Source organism: Streptomyces sp. BBFR2, from assembly GCF_044497305.1.
GTDB lineage: Bacteria > Actinomycetota > Actinomycetes > Streptomycetales > Streptomycetaceae > Streptomyces.
In genome coordinates, this window is record NZ_CP172415.1 from 6,144,053 (window position 1) to 6,169,854 (window position 25,802).

A 25,802-nucleotide genomic window follows, 5' to 3' on the forward strand; every position below is an offset into this window, starting at 1 on the left:
TCCCCTTCCGCTTCATGAAGTTCGCTGATGGGGCCGGAGGCCGCGCAGTGCGCCGGCGCGGACCACCGGATGCGGCTCCGGCCAGTTCTCCGCGTAGGCGTCGAGCGCCGCCTCCAGCGCCGATCGCCAGGCCCGCTCCGCGCGGGGCTCCAGATGCCCCAGACCGATGGCGGCGAGCTGCCGGGTCATCCGCCGGCGGGACGCCTCCCAGCGGCCCGACAACTGTGCGGCGTGCCGCACGAGCGCGGCGGTGAGCTTCGGACCGGTGGCCCGCCGCCCGGGGTTCACCAGGACGCGGACCGTGTCGCCTATCGCGTGCAGGTAGGTCTCCGCGACGGTGTCGGCGTGGCCGCCGCGCACTCCGGCGCGGACCGCGGACACCCCGAAGGTCAGATGGCGCGCCTCGTCGCGCGCGACATGGGTCAGGCCCTCGCCGAGGGCCGTCAGCCCGCAGGCGCCGGCCAGTTCGCGCAGGGTCCGCAGACCGGGCGCGGCCAGCAGCCCCTCCGTCATGAGGTGGTAGTGGACCACCGCCCGGTACCAGGCGGCGGCCTCGCCGCCGCTCTCCCGCACCGCGCCGGTGGCCGCGCGCAGCACGGGGGCGTAGATCCGCCCGTACCCCGAGGCGCCGCCCAGTTCGCCGTCCGGTTCCAGGGCCTCGGGCGCCACCGCGGCGGCGTCCTGGAGATACCGCTGGAAGAACTGCACATGGCGGGCCTCGTCGGCGAGCTGGGTGCACAGGTATATCCGGTCCGCCTCGGTGGGGGCGTGGTCCGCCAGCGCGCTCAGGGTCCGGGTGACACACGACTCGCCGATCTCCAACTCGGCGAGGGCGCCCAGGAGTTCACCGCGCGTGTAGGGACGGAGCGCGGCGAAGACCGGGGCGTCACGCGCCACCTCGACCCGGGCGACGCTCCACTGCTGGACCTCCCACCGGTCGTACAACTGCCGCGCGGACGGCAGCCCCACCTCACCGGCCGGACGGGCGGGATCCCCCGGCACCTCGTCCTCGTCCGCCGCCTCCGGTTCCGCCCGGGCCGGACCGTCCGGTGCGGAGGAGGCGTCCGCACTTCCGGAGGAAGCCCGCGGCGGCTCCTCGCGCAGCGGCCGCCAGACGCCCGCGCCGTCGGCCAGTTCCTCCCAGAGCCGGCGCCGCCGCGGCTTGCCGCTGGTGGTACGGGGCAGCGCACCGGGCTCCGCCCGGACGACCAGCACGCGTGCGGTGCCCGCCGTCGCCTCGTGGGCGCAGCGCGCCGCGGTGTCCGCCCATTCCGGGGTCACCTCGCCCTCGGCGCAGACCGCCGCCACGGCCGACTCCGGGGTGGTGCCGAAGGTCACGGCGAAGCGCGGTGCCGGGCCGCCGGCGGTGGCGAGGATGCGGGCCTCCACGTCCTCGGCGTGCACCCGTGCGCCGCGGACCTTCATCGCGTGCCCGAGCCTGCCGAGTACGTACACCTCGCCGTCCAGCAGGAAGCCGGAGTCGCCGGTACGGAATCCGCCGGGCTCCCGGCCGTCCCGCGGCGGCTGCGGGACGTACCCGGCGAACAGCGAGGTGCCGCTGATCCTGATCTCGCCGAAGGTGCCGGGCGGGAGCGGGGTGCCGTGCTCGTCGACGACCGTCACCCGCGTCCCCGGCAGCGGCGGGCCGCACCCGGCGAGCCAGCCCGTCCCGGTCGCGGCGTCCTCGCCCAGCACCCCTTCCCCGGCCACGGTCACGGGCGCCCCGAACGTCAACGGGGTGTCCGCAAGGCGCACCGTGCGGGTCTTCCCGCCCGCCGGCACCCCGCTCACGACGAGGGTCGACTCGGCGAGGCCGTAGGCACCGGTCAGGGCCCGCGCGGTGAAGCCGTACGGTGCGACCAGGCGGTGGAAGCGGGCGACGGCGGCGGGGTCGATGCGCTCCGCCCCGAGGATCGCCACGCGCCAGCGGGAGAAATCCATCCCGTCGAGCGCCTCCGGGCGCACCCGGCGCGCGGCGTAGGCGTATCCGAAGGGCGGTGCGGTGGTGAGGGTGGCGCCGTGGCGGCCGAAGCACTCCAGCCACCGCTCCGGTGCGCGGATGAACTGACGTGGCGTCATCACCCGCAGATCGGTGCCCGCGGCCAGCGGTGTGAGCAGGCCGCCGATGAGCCCCATGTCGTGGTGGAGGGGCAACCAGTGGGCGAACGCGTCCTGCTCGTCCCAGCGCAGCCAGGACCGGATGGCCGCCACGTTCGCCGTGAGGTTCTCCCAGGTGATCCGCACCCCTTTGGGGGCGGCGGAGGAGCCGGACGTGAACTGGAGCAGCGCCGTCGCCTCCGGCGCCGGGCGGGCGGGGGAGCGGGGCTCCGTGCCGGTGGGCCGGCCGTCGTCGAGGGACAGCACGCGCGCCGTCGATCCGGCCTCCCGTACGGCCTCGCGCACCGGTCCGGCGGAACGGCCGTGGGTGAGGACCGCGGCGGGGCGGGCCACCCGCAGCAGACCGGCCAGGCGGGCGCGGTGGGCCGCCGCGTCCGGGAAGGACGACCTCGGGGGGTGGGGGGCCGGCACCATGCCCGCGGCCAGCGTCCCGGCGAACGCGGCGGCGAAGACGTCCGGCGCGTCGATCACCAGAGAAACGGTTCCTCCGGTGCGGGCGCCGGAAAGGCGCAGAAGCTCAGCGGTGTCCCACGCCTCCGCGGCGATCTCCGACCAACTGCGGAAATCCCATTCGCCGCTCCGGCCGAGCACCCGTATCCCCCGGTCGGGGCGGGCGCGGGCAAGCCATTCCCCTATCACAGCACAGGCTCCCGTTGGCCGTTGAATCCAAGAAGTCGACCTGTCGCCGTCGGACTCTAGGGGGAGTGCGTCGGGAGCGTCCATGTCCCAAAGGTCAATTGACAGGTTTTTCGGGGGGACTAAACTCATCAACCGCACCGGTGGGCCGAATGCCCCGCTTTTCGATGTCGTTGACGCCTGGCGAATTTCGCTTCTTGTAGAGGTGATGCCCTGTCACTACGATCGCGACCATGAATCAGCCCGAAACGGCACCGGTGCGGCGCCTTTGGTGTGCAGTTCTCTTCGGATATCTGGCCCTCGGAGCGACACTGCAGGAATTGCCGAATTATGTGGTGCAGAAGTACGGCGGCGGACCCACGGTCGTCGGACTCACGGTGGGCATCGCCTTCGCGGGAACGGCCCTCACCCGCCCGATGGCGGGACGTGCCGGAGACGCCGGTCTCGCCCGCCGGGTCTCGCTGACCGGAGCCGTGATCACCACTCTCTCGGCCGTCGGGCAGTTGCTGGCGCCGAACGTCCCCACCCTCGTGGTCTGCCGGCTGATCATGGGCGTCGGGGAGGCGGCACTGTTCTCCGGTGCGCTGCCGTGGGTCATCGCCGGGGTCGCCGCCAACCGCAGGGGGCGGGTATCCGGCTGGTTCGGGCTGTCGATGTGGGGCGGACTCTCGGTGGGCCCGCTGCTGACCGTACTGACGCACCGCCTCAGCGGCACCACGGCGGTGTGGTGCGTGATCACCGTCCTGCCCCTGCTCTCCGCGGTCCTCGTCGGCTCCACCCGGCCGCAGCCGCACTCCGCGGCGCGGGGCAGGCTGCGCCCGCGGACCTGGCGCGATCTGGTCCCCCGGGGCGTCGGCCTGCCGGGCCTGTGCCTGGGCCTCTCCGCCTACGGCTACGGCACCCTCACCGCCCTGCTGGTGCTGTACCTCTCGCACGACCACATCGGCGGCCAGCAGGTGGGCCTGGTGGTCTTCTCCGTCGCCTTCCTGCTGACCAGGGCGCTGGGCAGCCCGCTCGCCGACCGCTACGGCGGCGTACGGGTGGCCCGCACCGTGCTGCTCGTGGAGGCGGCCGGACTGCTCATGCTCTCCTTCGCCGGCGACGCCGCCATGGCGCTGCTCAGCATCGCCGTCACCGGCGTGGGACTCGGCCTGATCTACCCCTCGACCAGCGCCATCACCCTGCACCGCACCGGCGCCCTGCAACCGGGCGTCGCCATGGGCACGATGACCTCCTTCTGGGACCTCGGCATCATGGCCGCCGGCCCCGTCAGCGGTCTGGTCGCCGACCTCTTCGGCTACGGCAGGGCCTTCGTGGTGGCCGCCGGGGTCACCGTGGTGGCCATGGGCTTCACCTGGGCCATCGGCAACGCGCGCCCCGCCGCCGGAGCCACGGCGCCCGCCCCCGCGACCGACACCGCGGCGGTCTGACATGCCCTCACCGGCCCCGTTACGGCTCTTCCTCCTCCACCACGCCGGCGGCTCCGGCGCCCACTACGACAAGTGGCGTCCCCTCCTCCCCGCGGACTGGGAGATCCACACCCCCGACCTCCCCGGCCGCGGGAGCCTCGGCGCCCACCCCCCTGTGACCACCTGCGCCGAGGCGGTCGCCTTCCTCCGCCAGGGGCCGCTGTCCCGGCCGGGCGACGCCCCGTACGCCGTCTTCGGCCACAGCCTCGGCGGCATCGTGGCGTACGAACTCACCCGCACGCTCCAGGAACTGGGCGAGCCCCTGCCCGTCTGGCTCGGGGTGTCCGCGTGCGGGGCGCCGCCCCTGGGCGATCCGGTCGACAGGTCCTCCTGGACGGACGAGGACCTGCGCGGCTGGCTGGCGTCCGCGGGCGGCACCGCCGCCGAGGTGCTGCGGCACCCCCTGGCCTGGCAGCTCTTCGGCCGGTCCGTCCGCAGCGATCTGCGCATCGTGGACGACTGGCGCCCCGATCCGGACGCGCCGCCGCTCCGCGTCCCTCTCGCCGCCTTCGGGGCCGAGGGCGACACCATCGCCCCGCCCGACCGCCTCCGGGGATGGGACCGCCGCAGCCGGCACCCCCTCGGCGTCCATCTGCACCCCGGCGGCCACTTCTATCTCCACGACCGACCGCAGAACGTCGTGCGGCAACTCCGGAAGTCCATCGAGGCGGTCCGGAAACGGCCCGCACTGCGAGGTGAACCGTAATGGCATCAGGGATACGGCGACTGACCGCGGCGGCGGAAGGGCTGCCGATCCAGGTCACGGTGCGCGGCAGCGGCACGCCCGTGCTGCTCCTCCCCGGGGCGACGGGCATGCCCTTCGGCTACGCCCCGCTCATCCGCCTGCTGTCCCGCAAGTGCGGCCTCGTCACCTACGACCGGCGGGGCCACGGCCACAGCGCCGTCGAGGGCGACGAACCCGTCTCCGTCACCGACCACGCCCGGGACGCGGAAGCGGTGCTGACCGCCCTCGACGAGGGACCCGTCCACATCGTCGGAAGCAGCGCCGGGGCGCTGATCGGCCTGGAGACCCTCATCCGCTGCCCGCAGCGGGTGGGAACGGTGCTCGCGCACGAGCCCCCCGCCGTGCCGCTGCTCGACGACGCGGAGCGCTGGCAGACCTGGTACGCGGACATCGTGGGGATCAACCGCGCGCTGAGCACACGGGCCGCGTTCGACTACTTCTTCGCCCATGTCCTGTCCGACGGCACGGGCGAGCAGGCCGCCATCGGCGTTCCCGATTCCCAGCTCCCCGAGTGGGACGTCTATCTGCGCCGTGAACTCACCGGGATCGTCACCCACCCGCTGTCCCCGGACGCGCTCCGCGCGGTCCGGGAGCAGATCGTCCCGGCGCTCGGTGCCGACAGCCGCGAGCGGTGGCACGGGCGGGTGGTGACGGAACTGTCCCGAATGGTGGACCGGCCGGCGCTGGAGGTACCGGGCGGGCATCTCGCCCCCACCTATCAGCCGGTCCCCTTCGCCGAGGCCGTGTCCCGGGCTTTCGCGCTGTGACCGGGAAATTCTCCGGCTGAACCGCTGGACGGAAACGGGAGCGGCGGCCGGCGTCCGGCGAAGCGCGCGGATTTCCCGCCGGACCGCCGCCCCCGAAGTAATTCCCGTCCGACGGCTCCGGGCAGTACTATTTTCCTTCCCCGCCGGGGGTGCGCCATCCGGAGGGACCCGGAATCGGTTCCGGCACCAAAAATTCCGCGGTCAGCGCCGGAGGCCCGGGAAAATGACCGCAAAGTGCTGTGGGCCGGGCCCGCGGGCCGCAATACGATCGCGCCCATGACACCTCCCCCTTTCGGCCGTGCTGCCTGCGCGATGGTGACTCCTTTCGCCGCCTCCGGAGAACTCGATCTGGACGGTGCGCGGGAACTCGCCGAGCATCTGGTGACGGAAGGCTGCGACGCCCTGGTGCTGAACGGAACGACCGGCGAATCCCCCACCACCACGGACGCGGAGAAAGCGGCCCTCGTACGCGCCGTCGTCGAGACCGTCGGTGACCGCGCGCGGATCGTCGCGGGCGTCGGCTCCAGCGACACCCGCCACGCGCGGGCACTCGCCGCGCAGGCCGAACAGGCCGGAGCCCACGGCCTGCTGGTGGTCAGCCCGTACTACTCCCGGCCGCCGCAGGAAGCCGTCGCCCGCCATCTGACCGCGGTGGCCGACGCCACCGAGCTGCCGGTGCTGCTCTACGACATCCCCGCCCGCACCGGCGTCGCGCTCACCGCCGACACGCTCCTGCGGCTCGCCGAGCATCCGCGCGTCCGAGGGGTCAAGGACTGCGCGTACGACCTCATGAAGTCCTCCTCGGTCCTGGCCGCCACCGACCTCGCCTACTACTCCGGGTGCGACGACCTCAACCTCCCGCTGCTGGCCATCGGCGGCACGGGATATGTGAGCACCGTCGCCAACGCCGCACCGGGCGCGGTGAAAGCGGTGCTGACCGCGTACGAGGCGGGCGACCGGGACGCGGCCCGCCTGCGCCACCGGGCTCTCACCCCGCTGATCGAGGCGATGATGTACGGCGGCACCCCCGGCACGGTGACGGCGAAGGCCCTGCTCAACGCCGCGGGCCTGCCCGGGGGGCCGGTGCGCGGACCGCTGCTCGACGCGGACGAGGTGACCGCGTCCCGGCTGACGGAGACGCTGAAGGGACTGCCGGCCGTGCACCCGCGGGGCTGAGCTGAATCCCGCAGGCGGGGAAACGGTCTTTCCGGGGATTTCCGGAGGGGGTCGGGTAAAACCCCGAAACGTCGAATCGGTCTCGCGCAGGGCAATGGGCCGGGAGTCCGCCGGTGTGATCGGGCGATGCGCCCATTACTTTCACCGAGCGCTTTCGCCGAGCCGCAGCTCAGGCGTTCTTTCCGCGGTGAAACATACACCCGGCGAAAATCTTGTGCGCATGTGGCATACGTCACACCGGAGTTGTACCTTCCCTCAAATATGAACGCCCATCTAGAGTTGGTTGACGGTGCCTCAACTGCACTGGGGCGTCCGGCCACGGTCGAAGGGGGAGGGCGTCATGCAGGTTTGTCGGCACGAGGTGGCGGCTACGACAGCGCCGGTCGGCGGAGTGTGCCGGGACAGGGAATCGGCTCGGGGCGAGTGGGCGGAAGAGCTGGGGAAGGTCCATCTGCTCTCCGCCCGGGAGATGCAGGTTTTCCGACTGCTGGGGGAAGGCTGCTCGAACCGCAGCATTTCCCTGGAACTGGCGGTGTCGGAGCGGACCGTCAAAGCCCATGTCGCCCAAATCCTCCAGAAGTTGCGCGTCACCTCCCGATTACAGGCCGGGCTCGTCTCCTACGCCCACCGGCTGTTGAACGAAAGTACAGTTCTCTGTTCCTGCGGATTCCGGTAGAAAGGTGCCGACCGCACACGGCCGTGCGGTCCACCGACCGGCACGCCCTTGCCGCTGCACGGAAGATCGGCCGCCTGACCTGCGCATATTCCACACGATACGGTCACCCGCCGTCGACTGTCCGTGCTCCTCCGCGCTTTCGCGGATGACGGACGAAAGGGCCGCGGCGGCGGTCTTCGAAGGCTCCGGTTCGCGAGTCCCGCCGGCCGAGGAGGTCCGGCGCCCGCAATGGGTGATCATCCGTTGTGCGGGTGATCCGGGTGAGGGCAGGCGGCTCACGGATCCGGTTCCTGCCGGAGACCGCGGCTTTCGGTAAGGGCCTGCCGGCACTGCCGGACTTCCCCGCCGGGGCCCGGACTTCCCCGCCGGAACCCGTGCTTCTGCCGGAACTCTCCCGGGCGTTCCGGGGCCGTCGAGGCGTTGAAGGATTTCGGCTCTCCCGGAAGGGGCCGGGCGCGGAAAGAAACATCTCCGGGCCGGGCCCGCTGCCGTGGAGGGATCACCGTCCGGCGGAAGACGGAGAAGTCCCCGGCGGCGAAGTCCGCGGAGAATCCGGATATCGCCGAGGCGAATGTCGTGGCGTTCCGGGCGGCGTTCCGGACGGGCCGGAATTCCGGGGAGATGACAGAGGTTTCGCGGCCTCCTGCGCGGCCGTGCCGACGCCGAGGGCGTTTCCGACGGGGACGGGACGGGGACGTACCGCAACTCTCCGATATCGCCCACCACCGCCTTCGTCCTCACCCGCCTCGCCGGCCCCGAATCCTCCGCCACACCCCCGTCCGAGCCCGCCGCGAAATCCGGCGCCCGGTCCACGGCGCCCTCATGACCGGACAACCCGACGCCGCCGTCGAGCGGAATGGCACGGCGGCCTCGGTGCCCTCCTCGTCGGGACCGGCGGGAGCGGACCGTGGCTGCCGCGGACGCGGGTCGCGTCGAGCGGCTGCCCCGAAGCGCGCCGTCCGCGCCGGGGCAGGCGTGCCGCGTGCCGCCAGGATCCGTTCCTCCGCTCAGCTCCCGGTGCGCCACCTGTGATCCGGCAGGAAGGTCACGTCGTACCGCTGGGGCACGGTCTCGAACGCGTGAGGGTCGGGGACGTACGGCGTGCGGGGCGTGCCGTACTCCTCGGTGGGGGTGCCGAGCGTTTCGAAGAACCGCTCGAAGGTGCCGCCGGGACCGGCCGCCACACCGACGATCCGGCTGTGGTGGCGCTCGATGCGGTACGCGTGGGGGCAGTTCTTCGGCACGAAGCCGAAGTCCCCGGCCGTGAGCAGCTTCTCGGACTGCTCGCCCTTCGTGTCCTCCACGAACAGGCGCACGGCCCCGTCGGTGACGTAGAAGACCTCGTAGGTGTCGGCGTGGGAGTGGGCGGGGATGGTGTCGCCCTTGGGGCCTTCGCAGGTGAAGAAGTTGAAGGTGTTCTCGGTCTGCTCACCGCCGGCGTAGACGGTGATCAGGTCGGTGAAGAGGTGGGCGCGGTCGCCCTCCTCCTTCTCGATGAAGTACGGGATTCCGGGCTCCGCCGGGATGCGTGAGCGGGTGCGGTACCGGGTGGCGAACTCGATGGTCATGCGGTTCCTTCCGGGAGATCACCGGCGCGCGACGGGCCGGCGGGACGGGCTCCCCCCGAAGCTATTTCCGCCCGGCGGCCGCGACCGGCTTAACTCGGGCATGTGATGAAGGAAAACGGACACATCGCGGACGGCCGTGGTCCGGACGGGGTCCCGACCGTCGCCTACCGCCCCGGCGCCGGGCGGCCACCGGGCCTGGAGATCCTCGGCCTGCCCGAGCTGGCCGCCCGCGCCGCCGAGCGGGGGCGGCCCCTCACGCGCGCCGCACGGCCGGCGTTCCACCTGGTCATCGCGGTGCGCGGGGGGTCACTGCGGTGTTCGGTGGACCTCACCGGGCACCGCCTGGCGGCGGGCGACTGGCTGTGGGTGTGGCCCGGCCAGGTGCTCCGGTTCCCCGACGGGCCCGGGGCGTGCGACGCCGCCGTCCTCGTCTTCCCGACCGGGTTTCCCGGCGGGGCGACCGATGCGCTGATCCGGCACGGGGAGCACCTGGCCCAGCGGCTCGTGACGCCCGGCCCGGAGCGGCAGGCGGCGCTGCTGGGCCTGCTGGACGCCCTGGTCGCGGAGGCCGCCGACCTCGGTGATCTGCCGTTGGACGCCTACCTCCAGACACTGCGCGACCTGCTGTCCGTCCTCCTCATCCGGCTGGTCCACCTCGCCGACCCGCGGCGCGGGGCGCGCACCGGCGACAGCGAGGCGTTCCGGCGCTTCCGGGAGGCGGTGGAGGACGGCTTCCGCCGCACCCACCGGGTGGCGGACTACGCGGCGCGGCTCGGCTACAGCCGCCGGACCCTCACCCGCGCCACCCGCGCGGCGCTGGGCTGCGGCGCCAAACGCTTCCTCGACGACCGGGTGCTGCTGGAGGCGAAACGCCTGCTCATCCACACGTCGCTGGCACCATCCGCGATCGGCGAACGGACCGGGTTCGCCCACCCGACCGCGTTCAGCTCGTTCTTCCGGCAGCACACCGGGATGACCCCGAGCGAGTTCCGGTCGGTGACGCAGCCCTGAACCGGGGCGGCCCGGTCCGGGCGGCGGAGGGCTTACCGGCCGATCCGCGATGGCCGAACGGAAATGGGCCAACCGGACGCGGTGGAGCCGCCGGCTCGCGCGCTGCCGTCCGTACCCAGGGCTGCCGAGCAGGTGACGCCGGAGGAGATCGGACCGGCGTCTGCCGGTCCGATCCGCCAGGGCGGCGGGCGTGCCGGGCCGGGTGTCCGATGCCTCGCTCCCCCCGTACGGGGCGCCGCACGCCCGGGCCGGCCCCGTGTCCCGCCGAGGGGCGACCGCGGGCCGTGGCCGGAGGCGCCGGACGGCTCCACCTGATTGCCGGAGAGAGCGGGCGGCGGCTGCGGGTACTCGTGAGATGCCGGAGCGCCCCGTGGTCGGGAAGCTCAACGTCCGTTCGTGGGGAGAGCCCATGGCCGAAGGCCGGTTCGTCGACTCCGCACATGGTTTCCAGGCGTATCCCAGCGGCGCCCGTTCCCAGCGGGTCTGGGAGCCGGGGGAGCATGCCGTGATCGGGGTGAGCGCGGGGAACAGCTACTTCACCCAGGAGCGGCTGGCCGGCCTGCTGCGGTGGGCGAGTCACTACTTCTCCGCCGTCGACGTCATCTACACGGATGTCCACATCGACACGATGCTGGTCGCCCTGGGGGACGAGGCCGGGCATGCGGGGAAGCACGCCACCTCGCAGATCAGGGACGTCCGGCGGCGGGTACGGCGGGCGGTCGAGCGGTTGGGGGCCGCCTCGGACAAGGTGCGGACGCGGCCCATGTCGTCCTTCTTCGAACTCGCGGAGTACCGGGCGGTGCGGTCCCGGGTGGGGGAGGCGGTCGGGTCCAGTGCCCGGCTCTCGGCCGCGTGTGAGGAGATGGTGCGGCACTTCCTCGACGGCCGGCAGGTGCCCGGCGAGCGGGAGCCGCACGTCATGGGCGCGGGGCTGAAGTATCTCCTGGCCGAACTGCCGTTCTTCGTGGACAGCCCCGGCATCCTGGGGGTGGGGTCGTCAGCGGTCTGCTACCACGTGAGCACCCCGATCGTGGAGTACTTCAAGGAGCCGGACCACGACGTCCTGTCCGCGGCGCCGAATCAGGGCTATCTGGTCGTACGGCCTTCCGCCTGGGCGCCCGGGGAGGCCGGGTGAGCGCCGGCCGGGACGCCGGGGGCGGACCGTCCGGCGGCTCCCGGCTGCTGGGCCTCAGCGACGGTCTGCTCGTCGCCCGGGCGTTGCACCTGGTGGCCGCGGCGGGCGTCGCCGACGCGCTGGCCGGAGGGCCGCGGCCGGTCGGTGAGCTGGCGGCGGCCACCCGGACGCACCCGGACACGCTGGGCCGGCTGCTGCGGGTACTGGCCGGGGAGGAGGTCTTCCACGAGGTGGAGCCCGGGGTCTTCGGCCTCACCGAGACCGGGCGGTACCTGCGGTCGGACCACCCGGACTCGGTCCACGCCATGCTGGCCTTCTCCGAACTGGTGGGCCGCTCGTTCGCCGACGCCATGCACAGCCTGCGCACCGGCGAGGCGACGTTTCCGCGGACCTACGGCGCGCCCTTCTTCGAGTTCCTGCGCGCACAGCCCGAAGCGGACCGCCTGTTCAACGCCGCGATGGCCCAGGCCACCCGGAGGGACACCGCGGCGCTGATCGACGCGTACGACTTCGGCGGGGCGCGCAGGATCGTGGATGTCGGCGGGGGCGACGGCGGCCTGCTCCTGTCGCTCCTCGGGGCGTTCCCCGGTACGGGCGGCGTGCTGTTCGATCAGCCTCATGTGGTCGCGGCGGCCCGGGAGCGGATCGGCGCGGCGGGGCTGGCGGGGCGGTGCGAGGCCGTCGCCGGTGATCTGTTCGGCGCGTTGCCGCCGGGCGGTGACCTCTATCTCCTGAAGTGGATCCTGCACGACTGGCCGGACGCGGAAGCCGTCGCCGTCCTGCGGGGCTGCCGGCAGGCCATGGGGACCGGCGGACGGTTGCTGGTGATCGAGCGGATGATCCCGCGGGGCGGCCGCCCGCACCCGGCGAAAACGCTCGACCTGGTGGTGCTCGTGCTGCTGGGCGGCCGGGAGCGGACCGTCCCGGAGTACGAGGCGCTGCTGGCCGAGGCGGGCCTGTCGGCGCACCGTGTGATCGACACCGGGTCGGGGCTGAGCATCCTGGAGGCCCGGCCCGCCGACGCACCCTGATGGCCTGACGGCGGTGGTGCGGTGCGGGAGCCCGGCGAGCGGTGTCAGGAAGCCGGAGCGGTCGCGGCGGTCCCGGACGGAGGCGTCCGGAGGGCGGTGGCCATCTGCCGGCACATGCCGTCCAGCAGGGCGGCGTAGTCACGGTTCTCGTTGGGCGCCTGGTGCATGAGGTCGTCGAGGGCGGCGCGTACCGGGACCAGATCGGAGCAGGCGCCACCGCCGTCCTCGTGGAGCGCGAGGACGCGGCGGGCGCCGTCCATCAGCCGGTAGAGCGCGTACGCCGACGGCTCCTGCAGCAGCCGTCGGGCGCTGCTGAGGAAGTAGGCGGCCAGCAGCGCCAACTCCTCCTGCTGCCGGGCCTGCCGGTCTTGGTCATCCGGGGTGCGGGGGGTGCCAGGATTCATGGCGGACCACTTCCTGCCGGGCGCGGCGGGGGGAGGGGGTGAGCGGCCGGGCGGGACGGCCGACGGGAACGAGCAGCACGGGTTCGAGAGGGCCGGGCAGGTCCAGCAACATCTGGATCGGTTCGGTCAGGAAACTGCTCACCGGGCAGCCGCCCAGGCCCAGGGCGTGTGCGGCGAGCAGGAAGTTCTCCACCGCCATGGCCACACACAGGGAGCCGACGTCGCGCAGGTGGGGGTCGTCGGTCATCCGGTCCCGGTCGACGCAGGCGACCAGGACGAGCGGGGGCACGCCGATGATTCCGGGTGCGAACGCCCGGATGCGCCGCACCCGTTCCGGCGCGCGTACGGCGAGGAAGGCCCAAGCCTGTTTGTTGGAGGCCGAGGGCGCCGCCAGCATCGCCTCCAGCAGGGCGTCGAGTGTCTCGTCACCGACCGGTTCGGCGGTGTAGGAGCGCACCGCGCCGCGGGTGCGGATGATGTCCAGCCCGTCCGCGCCGGGGGCCGGTGCGGACGGACCGGAATCCGGTCGCCGTCGACTGTCCACGGCTACTCCTTACGTGCGCTCAGCAGGAGGTTCACCGGCGCGGCGCCACCGTCCCCGTCGGCCGTGCCGGGCAGCGGCTCCCAGGTGACATCGGCGAAGCCGGAGGAGGTGAGGACGTCCTCCAGCGTTCCGCAGGCCCAGTGGTGCACGGTCAAGGTGGTCGCCGGGACGGTGGGTACGGAGATCGTGTACGCGTCCCCGTCCCGGACGTGCGCGGGGCGGTGCACGACGAAGCCGTTCGCCTGCGGGACGCCCGTCGGCAGGCCCGGATTGCCCACCAGCGCGAGCAGCCGCCCCGACGGGGCGAGGTTGGCGCAGACCCGTTCACACATCCGCGCGAGGGTTCGCCGGCTGTCGGCGTAGTGGAGGACGGCGACGGCGATCGCTGCCGAGAATTCCCCCAGCACCGGCAGCGCGGCGAGGTCGTGCACCTCGTAACGCACCCCCAGCGGCTCCCGCTCCTCCGCCCGCCGTGCCTCGGCGATCATCGGCGCGGACACGTCCACCCCCACGACCTGGGACGCCCCGCGCCGCCTCAGCGCCCGCACGTACGCCCCGGAGCCGCACCCGACGTCCAGCACCCGCGCGCCCCCGACCGGCCCCAGCGCCCGCAGCAGCGCGGGCATCTCCACCTGCTCGCGGTAGGGACCCACCACCTGCTCGATATCGGCGTCCCGCACCGCGATCGCGTCGTACTGCTGAACCATGGGGCCTCCTGCTGCACAGCGGATGCCGCATCCGTCCCCGCCCGCGGCGGTGCGCACACCGGACTGCGGCTCCATGACCCGGAAGGCCGCCCTGCGGCGCTCCGGCCGGGTGAACGGTGTGCGGATACGGCCGTCGCCCGGGCCGTGGCGACCGGCCGCGCGGGGCCGGGGAGAGGAAGGGAGGGCGGTAGCGCCGGAGGGTCACCCGAGGCCGTCGGTCACCAACCCCGCCGCCACCGCCGCCCCGTCCGTGCGGATCTCGGCGCTCAGCGCCTCCGCCCGTGCCCGGGTTCGCGGGCTCAGGGCCGTCCCGAGCGCCGCGTTCAGGGCCGCGGCGGTCGGGACCGGCCCGTCGAGCGCGGCGCCGATCCCCAGCGTCGCCACCCGGTGGGCCCAGTACGGGTTGTCCGAGAGCTGGGCGGGGACCACGAGCTGCGGTACGCCCGCGCGGGCGGCGGTCGCCGTCGTGCCCGCGCCGCCGTGGTGCACCACGGCGGCCACCTGACGGAACAGGCGCTGATGGTTGACCTCGCCGAGGGCGAAGCAGTCGTCCCGGTCGTCGATCAGGCCCAGACCGGCCCAGCCCCGGGAGACCAGGGCCCGGTGGCCCCGGGCGCGGAGCGCCTCGATCGTCGCGCGGGCCAGTTCCGGTGCGGCGTTGATGCTGCCGAAGCCCACGTAGACGGGGGGCGCGCCCGCCGCCAGGAACGTCATCAGGTCGGCCGGGAGGGGGCGTTCGTCCGGCAGGCTCCACGCGCCGGTCTGGACGACGTCGATGCCCGGTGTCTTCCGCCACGGTCCCAGGGCCGGGTCCGCCGCCAGCCAGGGCCGGTCGGTGATGACGTGGGCGTGGACGTCGTCGACCGGTGGCAGGCCGAGCGCCGCCCGGTGGCCGTTGAGCGCCTCGCCGAACTCCGCGTGGACGAGGCGGGCGTCGTGTTCCCACCGCGCCCGGTTGCCGTCCGCCTCAGGCCCGGGCCAGCCGGGCCGGGGCGGCGGCGCGTGGTGCGGTGACGGTAGCTGGACCGCCGCGTAGCTCACGTAGATGTAGCGAAGGCCCGCGGATTCGGCCACGGACCGGGCGGCTATCTGCGCCAGACCGGCCGCCACCAGCGTGTCGCATCCGTCGGCCGCCGCGGGGAAGGCGCCGAACTGCGCGTCGACCAGCTCGCTCCGGTACCGGGCCAGATCCGCCGCCGAGGGCGGTGCCGTACCGCGCATCAGCTCTCCCACCGGCCGGCCGACCGGCGTCAACTCCACGCCGATACCTGCCAGCCGCGCCGCGAACTCCTCGTCCGGCGGGGCGCACATCCGCACCTGCGCACCGCGCTCCCGCAGCCGTACCGCGAGCGCCACCAGGGGTTCGACATCACCGCGCGTTCCGTATGTCGACAGCAGCACCCGCATCGCGTCGCCTCTTTCCGTTCCGTCGTCCAGGATCCGGCCGGGGCCGGCGCGGCCTTCGGACGGGCCCGTCCCCGGTGCCGTGCCGGCCGCGACAGCCGGGCGGGCAGCAGTGTACGGGGCGGACGGGAACGGGTGTGCGGGCCAACTGGGCGCCGTCACCTCCGACTTCCGCCGCGGGGCGGTGCCGGGCGCCCCCGCGGCCGGGAGGTCGCCGATCGCCGTCCGGCTCTCGCCCGGGGCCGTCCCCGGTGATTACGGTGAGTGCCCAGCGCGCCTCCGGCCCGCGTCGCGGTGCCGGCCCCGGGCCGCCCGCCGCCGGTGGGGGCGCGGATCCCGACCGCCCACAGAACGTGAGAGCCACTCGATGCCTGGATCGTCCGCGTCCGTTCCCGATGTCTCCGTCATCCTGCCGTGCGCCGGATTCGGCACGCGTTTCAGCGCGCCGTACCCGAAGGAGCTGCACTCCCTGGCTCCCGGGGTCACCGTGCTCGACCGCAGCCTGGAGGCGGTCGTCGCGCTGGCCGGAAGCGGGCTCGCCGTACGGCTGGTCGTGGTGATCGGACCGCACAAGCTGGACACGGTGCGCTATCTCGCCCGCTATGCCGACACCTTCCAACTGGTCTTCGTCTACCAGGACGACGTCGGGGCGCCCGGTCTCGACGGCGCGATACGGTCCGCCCTGCCGCTGACGCGGGGACCGGTGGCCCTGGTCCTGCCCGACATGGTGCTGACCGGCCCGGACAGCGCCGGCAGCCTGCTCGCCGCCGTGCGGCGGACCGGGACGGCGGGCTGGAGCGTGGTGGCCACCGAGGAGCGGGACCCCGCGGTGCTGCGGCAGATGGGCGCGCTGGCCGTGACGGGGGAGGGCGGCGTCCTGACGGTGCGCACCGCCGCCGAGAAGCCGTCGGACCCCACGGGTTTCCACGCGTTCTGGGGCATGGTGACCGCCACCGAGGACGAGGCCCACCGCCTGCCCGACGTGGTGCGCGAGGGAGTGAGCAGCCCCTTGGTCGGCGCGGCCGTCCACCTGGTGGAGGGGATGGTCAACTACAACACCGCCCTCGGCTGACGCCGCACGGGACGGGCCCGGCCGCACCCGGCCGCCCGGCCGTGCCGGACGGGGTAAGGGAACACGGGCGGGCGAGCGCGCCCGCTCCGCGCCGACAGGAAGGACACCCTCCATGACGACCAGCCCGCCCCCGGGCGCGGACAGCCTGGCCGCGAGCGAAGCGAGGCTCGACCGGTGCCGGGACCGCTACGCGCTGCCCGAGGGGTACATCGCGGCGGCGGACTCCCCGTGGCTGCCCTTCGTCCCGAACGTGATGATCAAGCACCTGACGTTCGACATCCGCAGCAACTCCGCCGCCAACGTGCTGTGGGTGCGGTCCGGCGGCTCACTGGGCCGCCACCGCCACCGCGGCCCCGTCTCCGGCTACGTACTCGAAGGGAGTTGGCGCTACCAGGAGTACGACTGGGTCGGCCGCCCCGGCGACTTCGTCCGGGAGAGCCCCGGACGCACCCACACCCTGCTCTCCGACGAGGGCATGAAGACCGTCTTCTGGCTCAACGGACCGGTGGAATTCCTCGACGAACACGACCGGGTGACCGAGGTGATGGACGTCTTCCGCCTCATCGACCACTACGAAAGCGGCTGCCGGGAACAGGGCGTCCCCATCAACCGGGCGCTCTACCTGTGATCTGAGGGCCCGTGGGCGGCGGCGCGGTGTCCCGCCGCCCGGGGGCCGTCAGGTGAGCGGGGAGAAGGCGGTCGGCCAGGCGATGACCGAGGTCGCGTCGAGGATCTGCTCCGGGGCGCCGGGCGGGGGCCACAGACCGGCGGCGTAGAGGTCCCTGCGGAGGGCGACCCGCTCGTCCAGGCTGCGGAACGGCCAGATCTGGAGAATCCGGTCGGGGCCGTCGAGCGCGTACATCGCCACCGTCAACGGATCGACGCGGTGCCGGGCGGGCAGCGCCTGCCGCCAGCCGGCGAGGGTCGCGGGCAGCCCTCCCGGGCGCAGGTGGTAGTCCCGGATCTCGTAGACGGGCCCGAACCGGCCGGTGCGTACCGGCGGGACGAACGGGAAGGGCGCGAAGCTCTGCAGCGTCAGATCGGTCAGGTGCGCGGGGCCGCCGAACGGCACGACGCTGCGGCGCGCCCGCGCCCGCTCCCGGCTCAGCTCCGCGTCGTCGGTGAAGCCGCGCAGCACCATCAGTCGCCCCAGCGGACCGTTCTCCGTCTGCCAGCAGCCGAGCAACCTGCCTTCCGCGTCCGGGTCCTCGACCCAGGGCAGGACCCCGGCGGCGGCCTTCTCCGCGTCGAGAAGCCGGAAGGACAAGGTCGCCAACTCGTAGCGCATGCCCTGCTGCGACGCCTCGACGTCCTCGCCGCTGATCGGTACGGGCTGATCCTCCGTCACACCGCGCCTCCCGCAGATGGTTGGTGCGACAAAGGTACCGGCCCGCCCGTCACGCCCGCGGCGGCCCCGTCGCCCCCACCGCCAGGGCGGAGGCACCGGTCCACGCGGCCGCGTACGCGAAGCCCACCGCCGGGCCGAACGCCGTCCAGAGCAGGCCGACGGCGGCCGAGGAGGCGAAGTCGCCGAAGGACTGCACCAGTCCGAGCAGCCCGAAGCCGCTGCCGCGCAGCGCGTCCGGCAGCATCCTCGCCACCAGCGCCGACTCGGCGGTCTCGACCAGCCCGATACCGCTGCCCGCCAGCACGAAGGCGGCCAGCAGCGGCGGCCAGCCGTGCCAGGGCACGGCGAACATCCCGTACGCCGCCAGATAGAGGACCCCGCCGGCGGCGAAGGCGGTACGGGGCCCCGCCCGGTCGATCCAGTGGCCGCCGAGGTAGGCCACGGCGGCGGCGACGGCGTTGTGCGCCGCGTAGATCAGCACGGCCAGCGAGGTGGCGGCGGCGAGGTCGCGGGCGCCGTGGTGCAGGAGTTGGGTGGCGCGCAGGATGAGGAGGGTGACGGCGATGTTGCCGGTCTCGAAGAGCGCCACCGGCAGCAGCGCGCGGGCCATCCCGGCGCGCCGCAGATCCCCCAGGCGGAGCCGGATACGGCGCCGGGCGGCCGGCTGGGCGAGGGTGCGGCGGGCCTCGCGTCCGGCGTAGGTGATGGCCAGCGCCGCCAGCAGACCGGGCAGGGCCGCGCACCAGAGGGTGGCGCGGATGCCGAGCAGGGAGACCAGCAGCGCGGCGAGGAGCGGTCCGGCGACGGCGCCGAGGTTGTCACCCGCCCGCTCCAGGCCGAAGGCCCGCCCGTAGGCGCGCGGCGGGGCGAGCGAGGCCAGCAGCGCGTCCCGGGACGGCGACCGGATGCCCCGCGAGGTCCAGGCGAGCGCGCGCAGGGCGCCGACCTGCCACACGGACTGCGCGAGACCGAGAGCGCCGGTGGCCAGCGCCGTACCGAGGTAGCCGCCGGTGGCGATCCGGGCCCGGCGCCCGGGGGAGTCGGCCGGCGGGCCGCCCGCCAGCTTGGCGAGGCCGGTCAGCGCGTCGCTGACGCCCTCGACGACGCCGAGCGCGCCCGGCGACGCGTGCAGGGTGGAGGTGAGGAATCCGGGCAGCACGGCGGTCGCGATCTCGTGCCCGGAGTCGCTGAAGAAGCTCGCCGCGCCGACGCCGCCCACCCCGGCGCTGTACCAGCCGCTCCGTCCGTCCCGCCGCGGCCGCCGCCCGGTGTGCTCGTCCATGGGCACGTGCCTACCGGCCGGTGCGCGGTGGCGCGGTACGCCACGCCGGACGCGCACCCGGCGCCGTACGCCCCGGTCACCGGGCGGGCAGCCGCACCGGGCACGGCGACGGCGCGCCGGGCGGCGGGAGACGGGCGGCGCACCCGCTTCCGTACCGCCCGCCGCACCGCCCGCCGTCCCCGGCCCCGCGCCGGACCGCGTACCGTGCGGCCCGGGGCGCGAGGCGCGCCGCGGCCCGGAGACACCGGGGACACGGGGGCATGGGATACGGGGACACGGGGACACGGGCGGATCGCCGCCGGCACCGCCGGGGCGGCGGCCGGGGCGCCGTGCACACGGCCCCGGTGACGGAGACGGACGGACAGGACGACATGGCCGATCACGGGCTCGCGGGATACGAGCGCACCACCTTCACGCACGACGGCGTCACCCGGGAGGTGCTGCGCCGCGGCACCGGGCCCGCCGTCGTCGTGATGGCCGAGGTACCGGGCATCACGCCCAAGGTCGTGGAGTTCGCCGACCGGGTGGCCGCCCTCGGCTGCACCGCCGTCCTGCCCGTCCTGTTCGGCACGCCGGGACGCGATCCCCGTCCGCCGGTGCGGGGCCGGGCGTACCTGGCGTCCACGATGCTGAAGCTGTGCGTGAGCCGGGAGTTCACCCTGTTCGCCACCGGCCGCAGCTCCCCGGTCGTCGGCTGGCTGCGGGCGCTCGCCGCCCATGAGCACGAGCGGTGCGGCGGCCCCGGCGTCGGGGCGATCGGCATGTGCGCCACCGGCGGCTTCGCGCTCGCCATGGCCACCGACGAACGGCTGCTCGCCCCCGTCCTGTCGCAGCCCTCGCTGCCGCTGCCGGTCACCGCGGGGCGCCGCCGCGGTATCGACATCTCCCCGGCGGAGTTCGCCGTCGTCAAGGACCGCTGCGCCCGCGGCGACCTGCGGGTCCTCGGCATGCGGTTCCGCGGCGACCGCTTCGTCCCCGAGGAGCGGTTCGCCGCCCTGCGCCGCGAGTTGGGGGACGCGTTCGTCGCCGTCGAACTGGACGACGCGGACGCCAACCCCGACGCCCTCCTCCCGCCGCACTCCGTCGTGACGGAGCATCTGATCGACGCACCGGGCCAGCCGACCCGCGCCGCCCTCGACCAGGTCCTCGACCTCTTCCGTACGCGGCTGCTGTCCCAGGGGGCGCGGGCGGCGGGGCCGGGCGGCGACGGCTGACGCCCCGCGCGGACCGGCGGCGCCGCGGGCACGGGCCGCCGGGCCCCCGCCGCTCACCCCGCGGGCACGGGCGCCGGTGGCCGCGGCGGACGCGCGACAATGGACCTCGGATATCCCGTTGGGAGGGATATCGGGAGGGATGGGAACGCGATGAGGCACCGCAGTGTCGCCGATCTGATGACGCCCGGCGCCGTCGCCGTGCAACCGGGCACGGCGTTCGGCGAGATCGCCCGGCTGCTCGACGAGTACGACATCAGCGCCGTACCGGTGGTGGACGAGGCGGGACGGACGCTCGGCGTCGTCTCCGAGGCGGACCTGCTGCGGCGGCACATCGACCGGACCCCGTCGAACACCGCCGGCTCGCTCATGACCAGCCCCGCCGTCGTGGCGCGCCCGCGGTGGAGCGCCATCCGGGCGGCCCGGCTGATGGACGAGAAGGGCGTCAAGCGGCTGCCGGTGGTCGACGACGAGGGCCTCCTCATCGGCGTCCTCAGCCGCGGCGACCTCGTCCAGCTCTTCCTGCGGCGCGACCGCGCGATCCAGGAGGAGATCCTGGAGGACGTCCTGACCCGCACGCTGAACGTCCCGCCGTCCGCTGTCACCGTCGAGGTCTCGGACGGCACGGTGACGCTCAGCGGCACCCTCGCCCGCCGCAGCCTGGTGGTCGTCGCGGTGCGCCTGTGCGAGAGCGTCGACGGCGTGGTGGAGGTGGTCAACCGCCTCACCTACGAGACCGACGACCGGGCCGCCCTCCGGAGCCGGGAGCCGGTGGAGCCGCCCGAGCCGGTGTGAGCCCGGGGGCGCCCGGAGCCCGGCGGGTGGGATCCGGTGGGCGGGATCCGGCCCCGGCCCCGGTCCCGCACCCCGCCGCTCCGGTCGGCCGGGCCGCAGGTCACCCCGCCTGGGAGCTGTCCTTGAGGGTGCCCCAGCCGTGCCAGCGGTCGATCGTGATCCAGGCGGTGACCCGGGCCCGGTCCCGCCGGGGGTACGGGGTGCCGAGGTAGTGGTGGGCCAGCCGGTCGATGTCCGTCAGATCCGCGTCCGGACGGAGTTCGGTGACGCGGCCGACGAGGCTGAGATGGGTGTACCAGTTGCCCTCGTCGAGCACGGTGAGCGTCACCCGCGGATCATCGCGGAGGTGCGCCAGCCGCCGGCGGCCCTCATCCATGTTGACCATGACGCGGCCGTCGTCCCAGAGGTACCAGGTGGCCGTGGACACGGGTTGCCCGTCCGGCCGCAGGGTCGCGATCACGGCGGGATTGGCCTTCGCCAGCATGGCGGTCGCGGTTTCGGGCAGCGGCGGCTTCGACACGGGGCACCTCACGGTCGGGTCCGGCGGACGGGAGGAGCGCCACCGTCCCGGGGATTCCGGCCTTGCGGACCCGCGACCGCGAAGCGGCTCGCGAGCCCGGGATCCGGCATACGGACCGGAAACCCGGCACACGGACCGGGACCCGGCACACGGACCGGGACCGGCCCGCGGTCCCGCGCCCGGAAGCCCGGCTCCCGCGGGTGGCGCCCCGGCCATGCTGTCCGCCCCGCCGCCGGACCGCCATCCGGCGTGGTCCGCTCCCGTGAACCGGCCCGGAGTCCCGGTCCCGCACCCCACACGCGTACGGCCGCCGCACCGGCCCGCCCCGGCACGGCGTCCGGTTCCTCCCGTCGCGCCCTGATTGCTCCGGCGTCGGTCCGGGAACACCTGCGCCATGCCACTCGATCAGAACGAGGCGCCGGTCCTGGCGGCGCTGGCCGCCTACCACCGCGAGGACCGGCTGCCCTTCAGCCCGCCCGGCCACAAACAGGCCCGTGGCGCCGATCCGCAGGTCCGCGCGGTCCTCGGCGACGCCGTCTTCCTCGGGGACGTCCTGGCCTCCGGCGGCCTCGACGACCGGCGCACCCGCGGCCGGGTCCTGGAGCGCGCCGAACGGCTGATGGCCGAGGCCGTCCACGCCCGGCACACCTTCTTCTCCACCTGCGGCAGCTCCCTCTCCGTCAAGGCGGCCATGCTCGCCGTCGCCGGACCCCACGAGAAGCTGCTGATCGGCCGCGACGCCCACAAATCCGTCGTCTCCGGCCTGATCCTCTCCGGCATCCGGCCCGTCTGGATCGACCCCCGGTGGGACGCCGAGCGCCATCTCGCGCACCCGCCGTCCGCACCGGACGTCGCCGCCGCCTTCGCCGCCCACCCCGACGCCAAGGGCGCGCTGATCACCAGCCCCACCCCGTACGGGAGCTGCGCCGACCTCGCCGCGCTCGCCGCCGTCTGCCACGAACGCGGCCGCCCGCTGATCGTGGACGAGGCGTGGGGCGCCCACCTGCCGTTCCACCCCGACCTGCCGTCCTGGGCGATGGACGCGGGCGCCGACATCTGCGTCACCAGCATCCACAAGATGGGCAGCGGTCTGGAACAGGGCTCCGTCTTCCACCTCGGCGGCGATCTCGTCGAACCGGCGCTGCTCAAGACCCGCGCCGACCTCCTCGGCACCACCAGCCCCGCCGTCCCGATCTACGCCGGTCTCGACGGCTGGCGCCGCCAGATGGCCCGCCACGGCCGTGAGCTGATGGGCCGGGCCCTCGCCCTCGCCGACCGCGTCCGCACGGAGATCGAGGCGATCGACGGTCTGCACGTCAACGACCGCGCCGATTTCTGCGGCCCCGGCCTCGCGGCCGATCTCGACCCGCTGCCCGTCGTCATCGACGTCTCCGGCCTCGGCGTCAGCGGCTACCAGATCGCCGACTGGCTGCGCGCCCACCGCCGGGTCGACGCCCACCTCGCCGACCACCGGCGGATCAACACCCAGCTCACCCACGCCGACGACGAGGAGACCGCGGGCGCGCTGCTCGCCGCCGTACGCGCCGCCGCCGCTGCCGCACCGGACCTGCCCGCCGCCCCGGCCGTACAGGTCCCGGACCCGGCCGCGCTCCGGCTGGAGCAGGCGTGCCTGCCGCGCGACGCCTTCTTCGGCCCGACCGAGGACATCCCCGCCGCGGCGGCCGCCGGACGCGTCGCCGCCGAGATGCTGACGCCCTACCCGCCCGGCATCCCCGCCGTCCTGCCGGGCGAATGCCTCACCGAGCCCGTCCTCACCTATCTGCGCACCGGCGTCGCCGCGGGGATGAACGTCCCCGACGCCGTCGACCCGGAGCTGAGAACCCTGCGCGTCCTCAGGGACCGCCCCGCCCGCCGCGCGCCCGGACCCCCGGCGGCGTACCGTTGACGCGGACCTCTCCGCTCCTGACACGCCCCCGCCGACGCGCCGCCGCACGGCCGGAAGGTGAGCCATGACCCGAGCCCTCGACGCCCTGCGCCCCGTACCGGACATCGGCGGTCTCACCGCCGTCGTCACCGGCGGCTCCCGGGGGCTGGGCCTCCTCCTCGGCCGCCGGCTCGCGCAGCACGGCTGCCGGGTGGTGCTGCTCGCCCGGGACGCGGCCGAACTCGACCGGGCCGTTCTCCTCGCCGGGCGCGCCGCCGGGGGACCGGTGCGCGGGCTGGTCTGCGACGTCCGCGACGAGGCGGCGGTGTACGACCGGTTCGCGGAGATCGCCGCCGCCGAGGGCGGTATCGACCTGACCATCGCCAACGCGGGCATCATCCAGGTCGGCCCCGCCACGGCGCTCGGCCCGGACGGCTTCCGGGCGGCGCTGGACTCCGTCTTCACCGGCGCGCTGCACACCTCCCTCGCCGCCCTGCCCTACCTGCGGCGCAGCCCCGTCGGCGGCCGTCTCGGGCTGATCGGGTCGGTGGGCGCGCTGGTGCCCGTACCGCATCTGGTGCCGTACGCGTGCGCGAAGTCCGCCGTCGCCTCCCTCGCGGCGGGGCTGCACGCGGAGGAGTCGCCGCACGGCGTCACCGTCACCGCGGTGCACCCGGGGCTGATGCGGACCGGCTCGCACCTCCAGGCGTACTTCGGCGGGGACCGGCGGCGGGAGTACGCGTGGTTCTCGGCGCTGGCCGGGCTGCCGCTGCTGTCCATGGACGCCGAACGGGCCGCGGACCGGATCGTCGGCGGGATGCGGCGGCGCCGCCCGCGGATCGTCCTCACCCCGGCCGCCAGGATCGGCGCCAAGCTCAACGGCGTCGCCCCGGTGACCACCACCCGCCTGATGTCCGCCGCCGCCCGCGCGCTGCCGCGGGGCGACGCCCCGGCGACGGTGACCGGCGCCGAGGTCGCGGCCGGTGACCAGCCGCCCGCGCCCCGGCTGCGCGCCGTCCTCGGCGTCCTCAACGAACGCGCCGCCGACCGCTTCAACGAACGCGCCCGTAAGGCGAGGTGACGCGGCCGCCCCGGCGGGATCCGGCCGGAGATTGACGTGTTCCGCGCGCCGGGAACGGCCGAGCGCGCCGCCCGGCGTGGTGCCGGGGGCGCGCTCGGCAAGCGGGGCGCGGGCCCCGCCGGTGGTGCGGGTGTTACTCGACGATGCCGGACTTCTCGATGGTGATCTTGCCCTTGGGGGTGCCGCTCTGCGAGCCGAGGCCCTCGATCTTCGTCACCAGGTCCTGGCCCTCGACGACCTCGCCGAAGACGACGTGCTTGCCGTCGAGCCAGGAGGTGACGACGGTGGTGATGAAGAACTGCGAGCCGTTGGTGTTCTTGCCGGCGTTCGCCATCGACAGCAGGAACGGACGGTCGTGCTTGAGCTGGAAGTTCTCATCGGCGAACTTCTCGCCGTAGATGCTCTTGCCGCCCGTGCCGTTGTGGTTGGTGAAGTCACCGCCCTGGAGCATGAACTGCGGGATCACGCGGTGGAAGCCGGAACCGGCGTAACCGAAGCCGTTCTGGCCGGTGGCCAGCTCACGGAAGTTGCGGGCGGTCTGCGGGACGACGTCGTCGTACAGCTTGAAAACGATGCGGCCGGCGTTCTGGCCGTCGATGGTGATGTCGAAAAATACGTTGTTGCTCATGGAAGCATTGTGGCACCCGGTGCCCACCGCCCCGTGCGCACCCTCGGCCCGTGGTCCGGTGGCGGCGCGCTACGGCTTCGGCGCCTCGTCCGTGGTCGCCCGCAGGTCGGCGAGGAGTTCCGCCTGCCCGGCGAGGACCCCCGTCAAGATCGTCCGGGCGACCCTGAGCAACTCCGCGACCTGCGGGTTGGCCAGGGAGTAGTGGACGGTCGAGCCCTCTTTGCGGGTGGTGACCAGCTTCGCCCGGCGCAGGACCGCGAGCTGCTGCGACAGGTGCGCCGGTTCGAGTCCGATCTCCGGCAGCAGCTCCGCCACCGCGTGCTCGCGCCGGCTCAGCAGCTCCAGTACCCGGATGCGCGCCGGGTGCCCCAGCGTCTTGAAGAACTCGGCCTTGAGTTGGTACAGCGGCGTACTCATCACGCCCCCACTTCCCCGGCGCGGCGGGACGGCCCGGCCGGACCGTCCGCGGCGTACCGCGTCCATCCGCTCGTCGACGACATCGGCGCTCCTCCTCCCGCGCGCTGACGGGCGGCCGACGTGCGCGGGAACCGAAGCCACCGGAGGCCGACGGTGGTGACCTCGGCGATCG

General features: G+C 74.1%; 25 protein-coding genes. 14 read left to right on the forward strand and 11 right to left on the reverse strand.

From position 1 onward, the window contains the following. Positions 1 to 12 precede the first annotated feature (12 nt). Entirely contained in the window at positions 13 to 2,886 is a 2,874-nt protein-coding gene (locus tag ACGH2B_RS25225; RefSeq protein ID WP_399094241.1) for an AMP-binding protein, read from the reverse strand. A 101-nt stretch (positions 2,887 to 2,987) separates the two neighbouring features. On the opposite strand from ACGH2B_RS25225, the gene ACGH2B_RS25230 reads away from it, so the two are divergent. The 5 genes from ACGH2B_RS25230 to ACGH2B_RS25250 all read left to right on the forward strand — a co-directional run bounded on the left by ACGH2B_RS25230 (position 2,988) and on the right by ACGH2B_RS25250 (position 7,587). Further along, a complete protein-coding gene (locus ACGH2B_RS25230; protein ID WP_399094244.1) occupies positions 2,988 to 4,184 on the forward strand; it encodes an MFS transporter in 1,197 nt (398 codons plus the stop codon). A 1-nt stretch (position 4,185) separates the two neighbouring features. Continuing rightward, positions 4,186 to 4,929 (forward strand): thioesterase II family protein, encoded by a 744-nt coding sequence (locus tag ACGH2B_RS25235; protein ID WP_399094247.1) that lies wholly within the window; start codon positions 4,186 to 4,188, stop codon positions 4,927 to 4,929. Further along, complete coding sequence (locus ACGH2B_RS25240) at positions 4,929 to 5,735, forward strand: alpha/beta fold hydrolase (protein WP_399094250.1); 807 nt, start codon at positions 4,929 to 4,931, stop codon at positions 5,733 to 5,735. The genes ACGH2B_RS25235 and ACGH2B_RS25240 overlap by 1 nt, the downstream gene beginning before the upstream one ends. 276 nt (positions 5,736 to 6,011) lie before the next feature. Continuing rightward, positions 6,012 to 6,911: a 4-hydroxy-tetrahydrodipicolinate synthase gene (gene dapA, locus ACGH2B_RS25245; RefSeq protein ID WP_399094253.1), complete on the forward strand. Its 900-nt coding sequence runs from the start codon at positions 6,012 to 6,014 to the stop codon at positions 6,909 to 6,911. A gap of 340 nt (positions 6,912 to 7,251) precedes the next feature. Continuing rightward, positions 7,252 to 7,587 (forward strand): response regulator transcription factor, encoded by a 336-nt coding sequence (locus tag ACGH2B_RS25250; RefSeq protein WP_399097307.1) that lies wholly within the window; start codon positions 7,252 to 7,254, stop codon positions 7,585 to 7,587. Positions 7,588 to 8,594: 1,007 nt separating this feature from the next. On the opposite strand, the gene ACGH2B_RS25255 is transcribed toward ACGH2B_RS25250, so the two are convergent. After that, positions 8,595 to 9,155, reverse strand: a complete 561-nt coding sequence (locus ACGH2B_RS25255; protein ID WP_399094256.1) for a quercetin 2,3-dioxygenase — start codon at positions 9,153 to 9,155, stop codon at positions 8,595 to 8,597. Between the two features lie 105 nt (positions 9,156 to 9,260). Between ACGH2B_RS25255 and ACGH2B_RS25260 the strand changes: the two genes are divergently transcribed. From ACGH2B_RS25260 to ACGH2B_RS25270, 3 genes are all read left to right on the forward strand, one after another. After that, entirely contained in the window at positions 9,261 to 10,166 is a 906-nt protein-coding gene (locus ACGH2B_RS25260; protein ID WP_399097310.1) for a helix-turn-helix transcriptional regulator, read from the forward strand. A 355-nt stretch (positions 10,167 to 10,521) separates the two neighbouring features. Continuing rightward, positions 10,522 to 11,301, forward strand: a complete 780-nt coding sequence (locus tag ACGH2B_RS25265; RefSeq protein WP_399094259.1) for a tRNA-dependent cyclodipeptide synthase — start codon at positions 10,522 to 10,524, stop codon at positions 11,299 to 11,301. Further along, entirely contained in the window at positions 11,298 to 12,332 is a 1,035-nt protein-coding gene (locus tag ACGH2B_RS25270; RefSeq protein ID WP_399094262.1) for a methyltransferase, read from the forward strand. The genes ACGH2B_RS25265 and ACGH2B_RS25270 overlap by 4 nt, the downstream gene beginning before the upstream one ends. 44 nt (positions 12,333 to 12,376) lie before the next feature. Here ACGH2B_RS25270 and ACGH2B_RS25275 read toward each other — a convergent pair whose 3' ends face one another. The 4 genes from ACGH2B_RS25275 to ACGH2B_RS25290 form a co-directional block, all read right to left on the reverse strand. Continuing rightward, the gene (locus ACGH2B_RS25275; RefSeq protein ID WP_399094265.1) at positions 12,377 to 12,736 is read right to left on the reverse strand and encodes a DUF6092 family protein; all 360 of its coding nucleotides are present in this window, start codon (positions 12,734 to 12,736) and stop codon (positions 12,377 to 12,379) included. Beyond that, entirely contained in the window at positions 12,705 to 13,280 is a 576-nt protein-coding gene (locus tag ACGH2B_RS25280) for a nitroreductase family protein (protein ID WP_399094268.1), read from the reverse strand. Before ACGH2B_RS25280 ends, ACGH2B_RS25275 begins: the two co-directional genes overlap by 32 nt. Positions 13,281 to 13,282: 2 nt before the next feature. Next, a complete protein-coding gene (locus ACGH2B_RS25285; protein ID WP_399094270.1) occupies positions 13,283 to 13,987 on the reverse strand; it encodes a class I SAM-dependent methyltransferase in 705 nt (234 codons plus the stop codon). A 201-nt stretch (positions 13,988 to 14,188) separates the two neighbouring features. Then, a complete protein-coding gene (locus ACGH2B_RS25290) occupies positions 14,189 to 15,394 on the reverse strand; it encodes a glycosyltransferase (RefSeq protein ID WP_399094273.1) in 1,206 nt (401 codons plus the stop codon). 364 nt (positions 15,395 to 15,758) lie between these two features. Between ACGH2B_RS25290 and ACGH2B_RS25295 the strand changes: the two genes are divergently transcribed. Both ACGH2B_RS25295 and ACGH2B_RS25300 read left to right on the forward strand, forming a co-directional pair. Next, positions 15,759 to 16,463 (forward strand): NTP transferase domain-containing protein, encoded by a 705-nt coding sequence (locus ACGH2B_RS25295; RefSeq protein ID WP_399094276.1) that lies wholly within the window; start codon positions 15,759 to 15,761, stop codon positions 16,461 to 16,463. 112 nt (positions 16,464 to 16,575) lie between these two features. Beyond that, complete coding sequence (locus ACGH2B_RS25300; RefSeq protein ID WP_399094279.1) at positions 16,576 to 17,091, forward strand: 2,4'-dihydroxyacetophenone dioxygenase family protein; 516 nt, start codon at positions 16,576 to 16,578, stop codon at positions 17,089 to 17,091. 48 nt (positions 17,092 to 17,139) lie between these two features. On the opposite strand, the gene ACGH2B_RS25305 is transcribed toward ACGH2B_RS25300, so the two are convergent. Together ACGH2B_RS25305 and ACGH2B_RS25310 are read right to left on the reverse strand one after the other, a co-directional pair. Then, positions 17,140 to 17,811, reverse strand: a complete 672-nt coding sequence (locus tag ACGH2B_RS25305; protein ID WP_399094282.1) for an NIPSNAP family protein — start codon at positions 17,809 to 17,811, stop codon at positions 17,140 to 17,142. Between the two features lie 49 nt (positions 17,812 to 17,860). Beyond that, positions 17,861 to 19,093: an MFS transporter gene (locus tag ACGH2B_RS25310; protein ID WP_399094285.1), complete on the reverse strand. Its 1,233-nt coding sequence runs from the start codon at positions 19,091 to 19,093 to the stop codon at positions 17,861 to 17,863. Positions 19,094 to 19,464: 371 nt separating this feature from the next. Between ACGH2B_RS25310 and ACGH2B_RS25315 the strand changes: the two genes are divergently transcribed. Both ACGH2B_RS25315 and ACGH2B_RS25320 read left to right on the forward strand, forming a co-directional pair. Beyond that, positions 19,465 to 20,307 (forward strand): dienelactone hydrolase family protein, encoded by an 843-nt coding sequence (locus tag ACGH2B_RS25315; RefSeq protein WP_399097313.1) that lies wholly within the window; start codon positions 19,465 to 19,467, stop codon positions 20,305 to 20,307. 150 nt (positions 20,308 to 20,457) lie between these two features. After that, positions 20,458 to 21,099: a CBS domain-containing protein gene (locus ACGH2B_RS25320; protein ID WP_399094288.1), complete on the forward strand. Its 642-nt coding sequence runs from the start codon at positions 20,458 to 20,460 to the stop codon at positions 21,097 to 21,099. A 100-nt stretch (positions 21,100 to 21,199) separates the two neighbouring features. On the opposite strand, the gene ACGH2B_RS25325 is transcribed toward ACGH2B_RS25320, so the two are convergent. Then, the gene (locus tag ACGH2B_RS25325; RefSeq protein WP_399094291.1) at positions 21,200 to 21,619 is read right to left on the reverse strand and encodes a PPOX class F420-dependent oxidoreductase; all 420 of its coding nucleotides are present in this window, start codon (positions 21,617 to 21,619) and stop codon (positions 21,200 to 21,202) included. 394 nt (positions 21,620 to 22,013) lie between these two features. Here ACGH2B_RS25325 and ACGH2B_RS25330 point away from each other — a divergent pair, with 394 nt between their 5' ends. Together ACGH2B_RS25330 and ACGH2B_RS25335 are read left to right on the forward strand one after the other, a co-directional pair. Next, on the forward strand, positions 22,014 to 23,525 hold the full coding sequence (locus ACGH2B_RS25330; RefSeq protein WP_399094294.1) for an aminotransferase class I/II-fold pyridoxal phosphate-dependent enzyme: 1,512 nt from the start codon (positions 22,014 to 22,016) through the stop codon (positions 23,523 to 23,525). Between the two features lie 64 nt (positions 23,526 to 23,589). Continuing rightward, positions 23,590 to 24,585 (forward strand): SDR family NAD(P)-dependent oxidoreductase, encoded by a 996-nt coding sequence (locus ACGH2B_RS25335; RefSeq protein ID WP_399094297.1) that lies wholly within the window; start codon positions 23,590 to 23,592, stop codon positions 24,583 to 24,585. Between the two features lie 133 nt (positions 24,586 to 24,718). Here the strand turns inward: ACGH2B_RS25335 and ACGH2B_RS25340 are convergent, their stop codons facing one another. Further along, positions 24,719 to 25,213 (reverse strand): peptidylprolyl isomerase, encoded by a 495-nt coding sequence (locus ACGH2B_RS25340; RefSeq protein WP_399094300.1) that lies wholly within the window; start codon positions 25,211 to 25,213, stop codon positions 24,719 to 24,721. A gap of 69 nt (positions 25,214 to 25,282) precedes the next feature. After that, complete coding sequence (locus tag ACGH2B_RS25345; RefSeq protein ID WP_399094303.1) at positions 25,283 to 25,630, reverse strand: ArsR/SmtB family transcription factor; 348 nt, start codon at positions 25,628 to 25,630, stop codon at positions 25,283 to 25,285. Between the last annotated feature and the right edge of the window lie 172 nt (positions 25,631 to 25,802).

Coding starts and splice junctions, on each gene's coding strand:
- ACGH2B_RS25225 (WP_399094241.1), bottom strand. CDS start 2,886: ATGAGTTTAGTCCCCCCGAAAAACCTGTCAATTGACCTTTGGGACATG.
- ACGH2B_RS25240 (WP_399094250.1), top strand. CDS start 4,929: ATGGCATCAGGGATACGGCGACTGACCGCGGCGGCGGAAGGGCTGCCG.
- ACGH2B_RS25310 (WP_399094285.1), bottom strand. CDS start 19,093: ATGGACGAGCACACCGGGCGGCGGCCGCGGCGGGACGGACGGAGCGGC.
- ACGH2B_RS25235 (WP_399094247.1), top strand. CDS start 4,186: ATGCCCTCACCGGCCCCGTTACGGCTCTTCCTCCTCCACCACGCCGGC.
- ACGH2B_RS25275 (WP_399094265.1), bottom strand. CDS start 12,736: ATGAATCCTGGCACCCCCCGCACCCCGGATGACCAAGACCGGCAGGCC.
- ACGH2B_RS25295 (WP_399094276.1), top strand. CDS start 15,759: ATGCCTGGATCGTCCGCGTCCGTTCCCGATGTCTCCGTCATCCTGCCG.
- ACGH2B_RS25300 (WP_399094279.1), top strand. CDS start 16,576: ATGACGACCAGCCCGCCCCCGGGCGCGGACAGCCTGGCCGCGAGCGAA.
- ACGH2B_RS25230 (WP_399094244.1), top strand. CDS start 2,988: ATGAATCAGCCCGAAACGGCACCGGTGCGGCGCCTTTGGTGTGCAGTT.
- ACGH2B_RS25340 (WP_399094300.1), bottom strand. CDS start 25,213: ATGAGCAACAACGTATTTTTCGACATCACCATCGACGGCCAGAACGCC.
- ACGH2B_RS25250 (WP_399097307.1), top strand. CDS start 7,252: ATGCAGGTTTGTCGGCACGAGGTGGCGGCTACGACAGCGCCGGTCGGC.
- ACGH2B_RS25315 (WP_399097313.1), top strand. CDS start 19,465: ATGGCCGATCACGGGCTCGCGGGATACGAGCGCACCACCTTCACGCAC.
- ACGH2B_RS25265 (WP_399094259.1), top strand. CDS start 10,522: ATGCCGGAGCGCCCCGTGGTCGGGAAGCTCAACGTCCGTTCGTGGGGA.
- ACGH2B_RS25260 (WP_399097310.1), top strand. CDS start 9,261: ATGAAGGAAAACGGACACATCGCGGACGGCCGTGGTCCGGACGGGGTC.
- ACGH2B_RS25335 (WP_399094297.1), top strand. CDS start 23,590: ATGACCCGAGCCCTCGACGCCCTGCGCCCCGTACCGGACATCGGCGGT.
- ACGH2B_RS25330 (WP_399094294.1), top strand. CDS start 22,014: ATGCCACTCGATCAGAACGAGGCGCCGGTCCTGGCGGCGCTGGCCGCC.
- ACGH2B_RS25345 (WP_399094303.1), bottom strand. CDS start 25,630: ATGAGTACGCCGCTGTACCAACTCAAGGCCGAGTTCTTCAAGACGCTG.
- ACGH2B_RS25285 (WP_399094270.1), bottom strand. CDS start 13,987: ATGGTTCAGCAGTACGACGCGATCGCGGTGCGGGACGCCGATATCGAG.
- dapA (WP_399094253.1), top strand. CDS start 6,012: ATGACACCTCCCCCTTTCGGCCGTGCTGCCTGCGCGATGGTGACTCCT.
- ACGH2B_RS25290 (WP_399094273.1), bottom strand. CDS start 15,394: ATGCGGGTGCTGCTGTCGACATACGGAACGCGCGGTGATGTCGAACCC.
- ACGH2B_RS25255 (WP_399094256.1), bottom strand. CDS start 9,155: ATGACCATCGAGTTCGCCACCCGGTACCGCACCCGCTCACGCATCCCG.
- ACGH2B_RS25320 (WP_399094288.1), top strand. CDS start 20,458: ATGAGGCACCGCAGTGTCGCCGATCTGATGACGCCCGGCGCCGTCGCC.